The following is a 12,202-nucleotide window of genomic DNA, read 5'->3' on the forward strand; positions in this document are numbered from 1 at the left end:
GGAGGAATTAAGATTTTGCAAACTTAAGTTAGTGGTATTTATCTTCCCTATGATAGGGGCACTTTCAAGGCCAATTGATAAGGCCATCTTAATTTACTTTCGAATCTGCACCGGTATCCTGATGTCACAGGAGCTGATCAACAGCCTTCTCATTGGAAAACACCGCGAATATATTGATCCTCAATTTCATTTTACTTACCAGTTTTTTGATTGGGTAAAACCATGGTCATATCACGGAATTATCATTCACTATTTCGTCATCATTTTCGCGGGCTTCATGGTGGCAGCAGGAATCTGGTATCGTCTTTCGGCGCTGGTGCTATTTCTCGGCAGCACGTCTCTCTTTTTGATGGAAATGTCGGAGTACATTAATCATCACTATCTCTATTGCTTGCTAAGTTTTTGGATGATCTTTCTTCCATTGAAGAACGATGGAAAATCCACCGCCCCTGCCTGGACGCTCTATTTAATTTTATTTCATATGGCACTCGCCTACTTTTTCGGGGGTATTGCGAAGTTAAATTCAGATTGGCTGAGTGGAACTCCTATGGATTTATTTCTCGCAGCAAGAACAAATTATCCTCTCGGTTTTCTCTACTCTCAAAGCTGGGCTCCCTTATTTTTTAGTTATGGTGGAGTTCTGTTTGATCTCTTAATCGTACCGATGATGATTTTTCCCAAAACTAGAAAAATCGGTCTTGCGGCCTCAATTGTTTTTCATTTATCGAATGTCATGATGTTTGGACTCGCTACCTTTCCTTGGTTTTCATTACTACTCACCAGTATGTTCTTTGATCCTTCGTGGCCCAGAAAGATTCCCTACCTCAATCAGTTCATGGCCCCTAAAAAAGAAGAGGCGGTTCAACCACTAGGTCCAGTCTTGACGGGAGTTCTTGCAATCTATGTATTAGTTCATATCACTCTCCCTCTTCGCCATTTTGTGCTCTATCCGGAGAACCCAAACTGGAGTGAAGAAGGACATATGTTCTCTTGGCGGATGATGCTTAGATCAAAATCAGGGAATGTGTACTTCACGGTAAAAAGTGGTGATAAGAAATTAATCATATCACCCAAAGAATATCTCACTACTCGGCAGATCAATGATCTCTTAGGAAACCCTGAGATGATCCTTCAATTCTCTCACTTCTTGCGAGATAGATTTCAAATGGACTGGAAGATGCCGGTAGAAGTCTATGCCTCTTCTAGAGTGAGATTAAATGGAAGACCTGCAGTGGAAATTATTAAACCAGGAACGAATTTAGCGAAGATTGAAAGATCAATTAAGGCCTATGATTGGATCATGCCTCTTGAACAGGAGCTTCTGACCTCCAATGAAGAAGGCCAGAAGAAATAAAATAATTATTCAGCAGTTGTATCAGAAACTTCTGTTTCAACACCATAAAGACAGTCTTCTAGAGTAGTCATTGATTCTAGAAGTAGCTCTTCTTTTGACTTCGCACCTTCAATAAGGCTCTTGAAGCTTTTTTCAATCGTGTTTGCATCTCTTTGAACATAGTAACCATAACCACCTACACGAGCGTTTGGCTGAGCGATAAGTTCAACGGCCATAGCTTGCATGAAGCTTCCTGTATAAACGCCATAATCAAAAACTTTTTCCGAAGATTTGATGTAGTTTCTTTGAGCAGTCATGACACCTCTATATTCGGTCACGCATTTCAGCGCTTTTTCAGCAGCAAAAACATTAAGTGATGATAGAGCAATAAGAGAGATAGCTAGCATTTTCATAGGCACTCCTTGTGTTTGCCCAACACTCTAGTAAGCCACTCGGATTACGTCAAAAAGGAATGAGTTAAAGTGTTTACAAAAAAAAAGGCCCTCTTTCGAGGGCCTAATTCATTCATAAATAGCGGAATGGGAATTATAAAGTTTATTAAACTTTGAAGCCTTTAAGCTTGTCAGCAAGTGTAGAAGGCTGAGCAACTTCTGGCTTATAGCTAGATTTGTACTCGCCTGAAGCTACCGCTTTCATAGAAAGGGCAATCTTCTTAGCTTGCTTGTCGATAGAGATAACGATTGCCTTAACTTTGTCACCTTTAGCAACTTTGTCAGACGGCTTCTCTACGCGCTCTTCAGAGATTTCAGAGATGTGAACTAGGCCTTCGATACCTGTCTCAAGTTCAACGAATACGCCGAACTCAGTGATACGAACAGCTTCACCTTCAACAGCTGAACCTACTGGCATACGCTCTTCGATGCGCTTCCAAGGATCTTCCTCAAGTTGCTTAAGACCTAGACAGAATTTTTGGTTTTCTTTGTCTACAGTTACAACAGCAGCTTTAACTTTTTGTCCAACTTTGAACTCTTCCGATGGGTTGATGTTCTTTTTTGTCCAAGAAAGGTCAGATACGTGGATTAGAGCATCTACTTCTTCGCCAAGGTCAAGGAATAGACCGAAATCTACGATAGCCTTAACTGTACCTTCAACAACTTTACCAACAGTATATTTGTTAGCTAGATCGTCCCAAGGATTTGGCATAAGTTGCTTAAGACCAAGAGAGATTCTCTTGTTCTCAACGTCTACTTCAAGAACAACAGCTTCAACTTTATCACCTACATTGTAAGTTTTGTTTGTGGCTTTTTTGTTCGTCCAGCTCATTTCTGAAACGTGGATTAGACCTTCGATACCGTCAGAAAGCTCAACGAAGATACCGTAGTCTTTAACAGATACGATTTCTCCAGATACTTTTGAACCTGGCATATACTTATCTTTAGCAGATTCCCAAGGGTTAGCTTGAACTTGCTTAAGACCTAGAGATACGCGCTCTTTAGAAGCGTCATACTTAAGGATTTTAACATCTACTTCGTCACCAACGTTAAGAAGGTTAGAAGGATGCTTCACGCGGCCCCAAGACATATCAGTGATATGTAGTAGACCATCAACACCACCAAGATCGATGAACGCACCGTAATCAGTAATGTTCTTCACAATACCTTTCACGATCATGCCTTCTTGGATCTGAGTAAGTGTCTCATCTCTCATCTTACCGCGCTCTTCAGCTAGAATTGCACGACGAGAAAGAACGATGTTTCCACGTTTCTTGTTGAACTTAATAACTTTGAATTCCATTGTTTTACCAATGTACTTATCAAGGTTCTTAACAGGACGGATATCGATTTGCGAACCAGGAAGGAACGCTTTAACACCGATATCAACAGAAAGACCGCCCTTAACTTTTGCGATAACAGTACCTTCAACAGGCTCACCTTTTTCGCAAGCTTCTGAGATTTTATCCCAAGCTTTAAGGATTTCAGCTTTGTCTTTAGAGAGAACTAGGTTCCCCATTTGAGACTCAAGCTTCTCAAGGTAAACTTGGATTTCATCTCCAACTTTAACCTTCATTGTACCGTCGTAGTTACGGAATTCGCGAGCAAGTACAAGACCTTCTTGCTTATATCCGATGTCGACAGTTACGAATTCGTCGTTCATAGCAACTACGCGGCCCATGAAAACTTCGCCTTCAGCAAAGTTTTTAGCGCCAGCAGAGTTGATCATCTCGCTGAATTCAGTTTTAGCTTTTTGTTCTGGAACGTCTCCCATTTCGAAGTCGAACCCTTTGATCCAAGCTGGGATTTCAAAGTTAGTTTTAGAGGCAGTTTTTGTGGTGGCCATAATTATAGCCCCCCTTTTTAGACATTAATTCTCCTACTGGAGAGCGGTAAATATAAGTGATTTGGTAGAACTAAGCGAGCTTTTTTTGCTTCTGTGTGTATCTCAGACGCTGAGTGTAAAGTTTTTCATAGTGAGCATAGAGTTCCTCAGCGTAGCGCTCGAAATGGTGCTGTTCCTGAAGCTCCAATTCAACCCCGTTGAGTTCCTCTAAGTAGTTAGGATAATTAGTGAGAATCTTGATCATTTTGTCCCGAAGCTCCCTTCCATCCTCAGGATGGTAGGTCTCCCCGAATTTCCCCTGCTTCACCAGATGGTGGCGGGTAGAAGTCCGAGGCAGAAGGACCGGGGTCTGGGTGACCAGGGCGTACAGGTCCTGATCCGAGAAAAGTTCGTGCATCGGAAGACCCACGAAAATATCACAGTCCTGGAAGCTTGAAGAGGCCAGGGGTCTCGTCTCAAAACTAATGTGCATTTCGAGATGACGTTCGAGGATCATGCGTTTTAGCCCATCATAAATAGGATGGGTGTACCAAGAGATGTCCGTTAAAAAAGTAAAAATGAGTTTCTGCTTAAACTTCAACTCTCCCAGATGATGCAAAAGTGGCGGAATGGCATCTACGAAAAGTCGCAGGTTTTTCAAATCATCCTCAGTGCGAGGAATGAAGGTCATGATCTTTTTCTTCTCGTCAGCGTGAACGGAACGAATAATCTTGGCCGGAAAATCAATTCCTGCTCCCGTCACATGAATTTTTCTCGGATTCACTGGGAAATTTTCGGCCGCGAGTTCTCGAATATTTGGCGAGAACGTAAAAATAGAATCTGTCCGAGAGATAAACCATCTATCCAGAATATTGTTTTTCTTCCATGGAATGTCTTCATTGAAAGTAAACACCATCGGAATGTGAGGCATGCCTTTTAAAATCATTCCCAATGGAAGAAGCGAATCATAGTTATAAGAATGGATAATATCCACTTGTTGCTTCTGGAGAATATGTTGGATCTGAAAATAAAAATTTAATTTCGGACGCCAACCATTGAGATCATTCTGGAAATATAAACGAGGAATGTCCTCTTTTTCGGCCTCTCGATCCACCAGAGATTTTTCATGGCAAAGAATAAAAGCGGCCCCACCGATGTTCCGAAAATAACTTGCGTCCGCGATACAACGGCGCTCTATTGTCCCCCATTCTTCAGAGAGGCAAACATAGAGTATGGTAAGATCGGAAAGACGGACCTTTTCGCGCATTACTTGTCCACAATATCGGCCGTGACCGATCCAATTTTAATTTTTGCCTGGGCCTTAAGAAGTGTGCGATGAGGATCATCACTGAACCAGAAATACAAGTCACCACTCTTCAAAGTTTCACCGGTGTATTTTGTCGTCGCATGAACTCGAATGGCATTCTTCTTGCCTTTCTCCGTTTCAAGCTTCTCTCTTCCCTCTACAACAGAACGAAGGATTAGAATTTTCCCTTTGTTGATAAGCGGAATTTCATAAACATCACCGTCTTTCAGAGGAAGTCCCTGGTAGAAGAACAGAACAGAGAACGGATCAATACTAAAGTACGGAATTGGTTTTTCTTCTTTCTTGTCTTTAACTTTTCCGTCTGATCTCTTCTGATGATAAAACCAGAACGTTTTGAATTGATCGCGGTCGTGCAGCTGAAGATCATCAACATCTTGCTTCGTTTCACGCTGAATCAGACTGTAACGAACTGATAGGAACTTCTCTGTGGTTACGTAAGTGTCAACAGTGTCATCGAGTTCATATATATTTGAATAAAACGGGGCCGACTTAAAACGCGCATGCAAATGCCACACTTCTTTATCATTGATGATCTTCTTTCCTTTATTCATCACCATGATCTTACCTACGGTCATGCCGAGATAATGAATATCAAGATAAACTTTCTCATCTACAAAATGGTTCGGTTTATAAAGATCCCAGACCTTCTTCGCCTTTTCGTTAACCGTAATAAGTTCAGGAGGATAATCTTTCGGAAGTGGTTTCGCCTTTGTAACAGCTTTGGTTGCGACTGGTTTCGCTTCCACTTTTACTGGAGCTGACTTTTCAACCTTTTTGGTCGAGGTCGGGTTTGTTTTCTTTTCCGGAGTTTTCGTTGTGACCTGGGCCTTTGCCTCAGGCCTTGCTTCTTCAACGGGAACGACTTCAAACTTTTCTAAGATTTTTTCTTCGGCCTTCGTCGTTTCAACTTTAGGCTGGGCCTCTTCTGTTGGCTTATTGATTTCTTTTTCAAAATCTTTCTGCTTCCAGGTGGCACAACTACTCACTAAAAGAATCGACAGCAATGCAATTTTCAAATCATGTCCTTCGTAAACTCTTAATAAGATTGTAGTTTACTGGACAGGAGAATCAAGTCGGAGAACTTTGCTGAGTGATTTAAGAAGCTCTGCTTCACCACTCATGAACTCAACTTTAACCTTTGTGAAAAGAATACGGCTATCCAATGATACTCGCTTCATCTTTACCATGTCTTTTTCAGAACACAGAATGATGGCGGACTGCTGAGAGGCCTTAATAAGAAGTTCGTTAACGTCTTCAGGAGTGAAGAAATAGTGGTCTGGAAAACTCACCTTCTCTGTAATTTCAACCCCAAAGTTCTCTAAATAACGATAGAAAGAATCCGGTGAAGCAATGGCAGTGACTGCAATCGCTCTCAGACCTTTTAACTCATGTATTGAGAAGATGTATTTGTCATGTACATCGAACACACCCAGTGGCTGATAACGAGTCAGCGCCAGAGGTGGTTGATGATGAAAATGTTCCGAAATTGTGCCAATGAGCTTATCCAGCTTCTCTTTCGTGACCATATCGGCACGAGAAATAATAATGGCATCAGCGTCTTTCAAGGCCGAAAGCCCTTCCCTTAAATAACCAAGCGGGGCCACCTTATAAAGATTCAGCGCCATGGTGGCATCAAATAGAACAATATTAAATGAACGAAAGATCTGTAGATGTTGGAAACCATCATCAAGAAGAACAACGTCCGGATGAACTTCAGAGAAGTATTTCATCAGGTTTTCAGCGCGCTTCTTTCCAACGATCACGGCACCTTTCTTCATTTTGTTTGAAATCATGAGTGGTTCATCACCATAATCGAATGGATTCAAACGAAACTTCTGACCTGATTTTAAAAGTCCTGAAGAGTGTTCAAGTTGACCTTTATATCCACGAGTCAGAACGACCGGAGTCAGCCCTTTTTCAATCAGCCAATCCGCAAGCCACACAATTGTTGGAGTTTTGCCGGTTCCGCCGAAAGAGATATTTCCGACAGAGATCACAGGAACTTTAAAAGTCGCCTTCTTAAAAACACCATACTCATAGAATGAGCGGCGAACACGATACACCCACTCCCACAAAATACTAAGCGGAGTAAAGGCAGTGCCTTTAATCAGCGACTTTAGTCTTACACGGTTCTTTTGAAGTGACTCATTCATGGATGACCTCGGCCATATATTTAGGGACTGAGAAATTTTCTCCAGAAAGAAGATTTTTCGTCTCTTTAAGCGTGGCCTTCAGCTCATTATAGACCTTTTCGTTCATAGTCCAAGTTCTAATTACCCGGGCCAGACGTTGAGGGTCGATCTGATGTTGTACAAACTCAGGAAAGACCATTTTCCCATGAATAATATTCGTGAGAGAAATTGGACCCTGATAATTAATGAAATTATAAAAAATAAATTCGTTGAGAAGTGAAGCGCGGTAACAAACTACGGTCGGTAGTTCAAAGAACCCAGTACTCAAAGTGACTGTTCCGCTCGCGGCCAGAGAGAAGTGACATTCGCGCATGGCCTTCGTCAGTTCTTCAGACTCGTACCAAACATCCACGTCTTTCTTAAAATAATCGTAGATTGCCGGATTTAAGTGATTCACTTTCACCAAGTGAACTTCAACCGGAAAGCTTTCTTTCAAAATTTTTACTGTTTTGATGAATTCCGGCAAAAGCTCATGAACTTCAAAACGACGACTTCCAGGCAAGAGAAGCAGTTTTACTTTCTTCTGAATGCCTTCAAATGGTTTGGCCGGGATTAGGCCAAGTTGATCTTTATAGGTGAGCATGAGCGGATGAGGAATTGACTTCACCTGCTCCACTCCTCTCGAATGAAACCATTCTTTCTCGAAAGGGAGAATTGTAAAAAGTGTGTGAACCGTTTCGGCAAGAACCTGGGCACGATGTGCTTTCCAGGCCCATGCTTGAGGTGCCACGTAATAAAGAACTTTCACTCCACGCTTTTTAAGACGTTTTGCGAGTCTCATATTGAAGTCTTGAAAGTCGATCAGGATAGCGGTCTTAGTTCCGCGTTTCACCACTTCATTTTCAAGTTCTTTAAGAGCACGAAAATAAAATGGAACTTTTCCAATGACTTCAGAAAACCCCATGCTCGAGAAGTCTTTCAGATGATGAACGAGTTCCATCCCGTGCTTTTTAAGATCATCACCACCGACCCCATAGAATTGGACGTCCGGGCAAAGCTTAACCAGCTCTGGAAAAAAACTCATTGCATGTTCTTCGCCGGATTTTTCACCGGCGATCAGAAGACAACTAGGCAAGGCTGACCTTAACTTTTGAATTCGTTTCCATCGACTTCAGGGCACTGTCCACAAGATGAACCGCATTCATCCCGTCATTAAGACCAATGATGGCCGGTTTATTTTGAAGAACTGACTCATAAAAGTGCTTATGCTCAAGAAGAAGGTGATCACGTTTTCCGTAGCCCTCTTCTTTTACAAAAGTATCGTCTGCGAATTTTGAATTAGTGGCATGGTGAATTTTGTTCGTGAATAAATCTACAGTATAAGTTCCTGCAGTTGAAATCACTTCTAGTTCACGAACTTCTTTCGTGGCATTTCTGCCAACTGAAACATAGGCATTACACTTGTCCTGAAGTTCCACGTGAATATTGGCATGGTCCCACTTCGATGTTCTGATTTTAAAACCGTGAGCATCGATGCTTACTGGTTTTTGTTTGAACAAGTGAAGAACAAGATCAAGGTCATGAATAGCAAGATCCTGAACTACGTCCACATCAGTCGCTCTGCCTTTGAAAGGAGCAACGCGATTAATTTTCACAGTGAAAGGAACTGGAGTGTTCCTAAAAGTGTCACGAAGTTTGTCCCACGCTTCGTGAAATCTTTCCGAGTGACCGACTTGAAGAACAACGTTCTTTCCAACTGCCACTTCTTTAAGTCTCTTTGCCTCTTCATCGTTTGAACAAACTGGCTTCTCACAGAAAACGTGTTTGTTGTGGTCTAGAAGATATTTAACCAGTTCAAAGTGAGTTGAAGTTGGAGTCACCACGAAGGCAGCATCAATCTCATTAATCACTTCACTGATATCATTTACGATTTTTACATTTGGATGATTTGCTTTCGCAGCTTCCTGACCGGCAGGAAACTTTTCAACGATGGCCACGAACTCGGCCATGTCTTTATGGGCCTCTACCTTCTGGCAGTGCCACTTACCTAGATGGCCATATCCCAATACTGCTACTCTTACTTTTTTCATAAAATTCCCTGTTCCCTATTTCATTGAAGTTTGGCCTACAAGCAGGAGGATGAAGTCGAGGGCCCGAGGCCTACTACAAGTAAGTCGCAGGGATCGAAGACGATATACGACGAACTTGTAGGTTCAAAATCCAATGAAATAACTAGTCGGCCATGAAAGGCGCGATACCAATTTCTGATTTTTTGATGAATGCAGCAATCTCCTGCACAATCGCATTGTTCTTAAACTCATCCATAAGCTCTGGATGTGAAACGAAAGCTCTTGGAGAAAGTGCAGAAGCTTCCATCGTACGGTAAAAATCTACAACTTCAGAAACGATCTCTTTTGAGTTGCCCTGACGTTTAAGACCGATGATGTTGATCCCTTTAAGCTTCACACGGTTACCCATGGCCGTACAAAAATTAGGTACATCACGATCAATACCAGCACCACCACCGATATAAGCTCCGCGGCCGAGAGTCACGAATTGAGAAATACCTGTGTTACCACCGATGATTACACGGTCACCAATATTCACGTGACCAGCAAGGTTTACTGAGTTCGCGAAAGTTAGGTTGTTGCCAAGAGTACAGTCGTGAGCAATGTGACAGTAGGCCATGAAAAGTGAATTAGAACCAATCACAGTTTTCTTATCTTGCTTCAAAGTACCACGGTGAATAGAAACGTATTCACGGAAAGTATTGTTATCACCAATGATTGTTTCAGTTGGCTCGCCTTTATATGAGTTATCTTGAGGAGGAGCACCGATTGAACCGAATTGAAAAAACTTATTACCTTTACCGATGGTAGTATGGCCATCAACCACTACGTTTGAGTGGAAAATACAATCGTCACCGATCGTAACGTTTGGGCCGATGACACAGAAAGGGCCGATCTGAACATTGTTACCGATCTTCGCTTCTGGATGAATAAAGGCCATTGGGTGAGCTGTGTAGTTCTTAGACATAAAAAAATCCTTAGTCGATTTTAAGCGAGGCCATCACGCTACACTGGGACATAAGTTCTCCGGCAACGTAAATTTCGCAATCATACATTTGAAATGGGCCACGTACTTTAGTGAGGACAGAATGAATTTCAAGGTCCATCGTTGGAACGATTGGTTTTCTGAAACGAGCTGAGTCCACTGAAATCAGTGCCACGGTTAAATTAGTTTCTTCAATTGGCTTTGTAAGAGTTGAGATGCAAAGGAACGAAGCGGCCTGGGCCATCATTTCAACTTGTACAACTCCAGGTAGAATGGGATTTCCTGGAAAGTGTCCTTCAAGGACCTTTACTGAATCATCTACTCTGAAATTACAGATGCTTTTTCCACCAATTAATTGGGCAGGAGTAAAAGGACCTTTCTGTCCCTTAAGTTCTTCAGGGAGAATAACTTCCTTAACTGAATCAATGAAAAGAAATGGATCTCTATGAGGGAGAAATCTCATGACTTGTTCTTTATTCATATACATGCAGGACTCCTTATTTAGTTTCTTTTAGTGACATCATTCGAAGATAAGCAACACCTTTCATCCACTCTCTAAGATCTTTCGCCGGATGTCCTCCAAGCTTCGATCCTGCTGGTACAGTCACGCCTTCGTTGACCATAGCGGCCCCTGCGATCTGAGTTCCCATACCAATGTGAGCGTCCGGACCAACTCCGGCCTTACCACCAAGGACAACGTAATCTTCAAGAGTCACACTGCCTGCCAGTCCCACATGTCCGCAAAGAACACAGCCCTTACCAATTTTACAGTTGTGGGCAACTTGCACGAAATTATCAATGCGTGTACCAGCTCCAATAATTGTCGGAGAAAATGTTCCCATATCCACTGAAGAATTTGAGCCGATCTCCACATTATCGTGAATGATCACTCCACCCATGTGCCAGATTTTTACATGCTGACCTTGATGAAAAGTGTATCCGAAACCATCACTACCGATCACTGAGCTGGCATGAATGCGACAGCTCTTACCGATCTTCGTGAATGGATAGATTGTTACGTTTGGAAAAATTCTAGTGTCGTCGCCAATTTCAGTGAAAGATAGAATCACAGAACCAGGCATTATCTCAACATTCGCGCCAATTTTAACGTTCTCACCGATGAAAACGTTTTGAGCGATGTGAGCACTTGGATGAATATCAGTTGTTCCCATCTGACGTCCGTCGACCTGTGTATTCACGCCTTTCATTTTTTGATCGTAGAAAGGTTTCGATAACAAAGTCAGACTCATTGGAACTTGATTTGAAGTCGCAATCCAAGGAAGCTTATCCAGCTCTGCCTTTAATTCGGCATTCACAAGATTAAAAAACTTTTCATCGACCACAGCACCGACCTTTAAAGTCACTGCCTGATCAATAACCGGAACAAGTTTTTGTAAGAACTTGGCGTTCTTAATGAAGATCATTCCACCACTTGTTAAAGCGTCTAAAGAAGAAATGGCCAGAATCTCTTCTGGCCACTCGGAATTCTTAACTAACTTTATGCTTGGATCGAATTTAGATAAATCGTGGAGTTTCATTTTCTACTCCCTAAAGGGACTATTTCCCTGGGTGTTTTTTGTCGTAGGCCTTGATTACTTCGTCAGTTAGATCTGTCTTGCTTTCAGCATAAACGATTGGTGCAGCTGAAAGTTCGAAAGTCATAGCAACTTTATTGGCCTTAGAAACTTCATCAATGATAGGGCGAAGCTTATCAAGGATTGGTTTCTTCATATCTTGCTCCATCTTTTGGATTTCGCGCTGATATTCCATTGTTTTATTTTGAAGCTTCATCATCATTTCTTGCATTTCGCGCTCTTTGTTCGCACGAGCAGCTTCAGCAAGAACCATGCTTTGCTTCTTATAGTCTTCCTGTGCCTTCTTGATTTTGTCTTCGTCTTTTTTCAACATAGCTTTCTTGTCGTTGAAAGACTTCTCAAGGGCCTTTTGAACGTTTTTACCTTCTTTAATAGTCGTGATGATCTTTTGAATATCAACTAGACCAACTAGAACTTCAGCGAAAGAAGAGAAACTGAAAGTCAAAAGCATCAAGCCAAGTACTAATTTCATATGTAACTCCTT

Annotated in this window: 12 protein-coding genes; 1 reads left to right on the plus strand and 11 read right to left on the minus strand. The window is 42.0% G+C overall.

Going from position 1 to position 12,202, the window contains the following annotated elements:
- Positions 1-31 precede the first annotated feature (31 nt).
- On the plus strand, positions 32-1,354 hold the full coding sequence (locus ACJVC5_RS01695) for an HTTM domain-containing protein (protein ID WP_408097653.1): 1,323 nt from the start codon (positions 32-34) through the stop codon (positions 1,352-1,354).
- 5 nt (positions 1,355-1,359) lie between these two features.
- On the opposite strand, the gene ACJVC5_RS01700 is transcribed toward ACJVC5_RS01695, so the two are convergent.
- From ACJVC5_RS01700 to ACJVC5_RS01750, 11 genes are all read right to left on the minus strand, one after another.
- Positions 1,360-1,746 (minus strand): hypothetical protein, encoded by a 387-nt coding sequence (locus ACJVC5_RS01700; RefSeq protein ID WP_408097654.1) that lies wholly within the window; start codon positions 1,744-1,746, stop codon positions 1,360-1,362.
- 145 nt (positions 1,747-1,891) lie between these two features.
- The gene (locus ACJVC5_RS01705) at positions 1,892-3,631 is read right to left on the minus strand and encodes a 30S ribosomal protein S1 (RefSeq protein WP_408097655.1); all 1,740 of its coding nucleotides are present in this window, start codon (positions 3,629-3,631) and stop codon (positions 1,892-1,894) included.
- Between the two features lie 70 nt (positions 3,632-3,701).
- Positions 3,702-4,877 carry a glycosyltransferase gene (locus tag ACJVC5_RS01710; protein WP_408097656.1) on the minus strand — a complete coding sequence of 392 codons (1,176 nt, stop codon included), beginning with the start codon at positions 4,875-4,877 and terminating at the stop codon, positions 3,702-3,704.
- On the minus strand, positions 4,877-5,953 hold the full coding sequence (locus ACJVC5_RS01715; protein ID WP_408097657.1) for a DUF3108 domain-containing protein: 1,077 nt from the start codon (positions 5,951-5,953) through the stop codon (positions 4,877-4,879). Before ACJVC5_RS01715 ends, ACJVC5_RS01710 begins: the two co-directional genes overlap by 1 nt.
- A 36-nt stretch (positions 5,954-5,989) precedes the next feature.
- Positions 5,990-7,090: a tetraacyldisaccharide 4'-kinase gene (lpxK, locus tag ACJVC5_RS01720; RefSeq protein ID WP_408097658.1), complete on the minus strand. Its 1,101-nt coding sequence runs from the start codon at positions 7,088-7,090 to the stop codon at positions 5,990-5,992.
- The gene (gene lpxB, locus ACJVC5_RS01725) at positions 7,083-8,204 is read right to left on the minus strand and encodes a lipid-A-disaccharide synthase (protein ID WP_408097659.1); all 1,122 of its coding nucleotides are present in this window, start codon (positions 8,202-8,204) and stop codon (positions 7,083-7,085) included. The genes lpxK and lpxB overlap by 8 nt, the downstream gene beginning before the upstream one ends.
- Entirely contained in the window at positions 8,197-9,159 is a 963-nt protein-coding gene (locus ACJVC5_RS01730; RefSeq protein WP_408097660.1) for a Gfo/Idh/MocA family protein, read from the minus strand. Before ACJVC5_RS01730 ends, lpxB begins: the two co-directional genes overlap by 8 nt.
- 142 nt (positions 9,160-9,301) lie before the next feature.
- Positions 9,302-10,105, minus strand: coding sequence for an acyl-ACP--UDP-N-acetylglucosamine O-acyltransferase (gene lpxA / locus ACJVC5_RS01735; RefSeq protein ID WP_408097661.1), 804 nt, complete (start codon positions 10,103-10,105; stop codon positions 9,302-9,304).
- A gap of 10 nt (positions 10,106-10,115) precedes the next feature.
- Positions 10,116-10,610, minus strand: a complete 495-nt coding sequence (locus ACJVC5_RS01740) for a 3-hydroxyacyl-ACP dehydratase FabZ family protein (RefSeq protein ID WP_408097662.1) — start codon at positions 10,608-10,610, stop codon at positions 10,116-10,118.
- 10 nt (positions 10,611-10,620) lie between these two features.
- The gene (gene lpxD, locus ACJVC5_RS01745; RefSeq protein WP_408097663.1) at positions 10,621-11,661 is read right to left on the minus strand and encodes a UDP-3-O-(3-hydroxymyristoyl)glucosamine N-acyltransferase; all 1,041 of its coding nucleotides are present in this window, start codon (positions 11,659-11,661) and stop codon (positions 10,621-10,623) included.
- A 19-nt stretch (positions 11,662-11,680) separates the two neighbouring features.
- Positions 11,681-12,190 (minus strand): OmpH family outer membrane protein, encoded by a 510-nt coding sequence (locus tag ACJVC5_RS01750; RefSeq protein ID WP_408097664.1) that lies wholly within the window; start codon positions 12,188-12,190, stop codon positions 11,681-11,683.
- Positions 12,191-12,202: the final 12 nt, after the last annotated feature.

The sequence above is a fragment of the Peredibacter sp. HCB2-198 genome (assembly GCF_045999315.1).
GTDB lineage: Bacteria > Bdellovibrionota > Bacteriovoracia > Bacteriovoracales > Bacteriovoracaceae > Peredibacter.

Excerpts from the sequence above, each read along its gene's own strand:
- ACJVC5_RS01700 (WP_408097654.1), bottom strand. The coding sequence starts at position 1,746 with ATGAAAATGCTAGCTATCTCTCTTATTGCTCTATCATCACTTAATGTT.
- ACJVC5_RS01705 (WP_408097655.1), bottom strand. The coding sequence starts at position 3,631 with ATGGCCACCACAAAAACTGCCTCTAAAACTAACTTTGAAATCCCAGCT.
- ACJVC5_RS01710 (WP_408097656.1), bottom strand. The coding sequence starts at position 4,877 with ATGCGCGAAAAGGTCCGTCTTTCCGATCTTACCATACTCTATGTTTGC.
- lpxK (WP_408097658.1), bottom strand. The coding sequence starts at position 7,090 with ATGAATGAGTCACTTCAAAAGAACCGTGTAAGACTAAAGTCGCTGATT.
- ACJVC5_RS01730 (WP_408097660.1), bottom strand. The coding sequence starts at position 9,159 with ATGAAAAAAGTAAGAGTAGCAGTATTGGGATATGGCCATCTAGGTAAG.
- lpxA (WP_408097661.1), bottom strand. The coding sequence starts at position 10,105 with ATGTCTAAGAACTACACAGCTCACCCAATGGCCTTTATTCATCCAGAA.
- ACJVC5_RS01740 (WP_408097662.1), bottom strand. The coding sequence starts at position 10,610 with ATGTATATGAATAAAGAACAAGTCATGAGATTTCTCCCTCATAGAGAT.
- lpxD (WP_408097663.1), bottom strand. The coding sequence starts at position 11,661 with ATGAAACTCCACGATTTATCTAAATTCGATCCAAGCATAAAGTTAGTT.
- ACJVC5_RS01750 (WP_408097664.1), bottom strand. The coding sequence starts at position 12,190 with ATGAAATTAGTACTTGGCTTGATGCTTTTGACTTTCAGTTTCTCTTCT.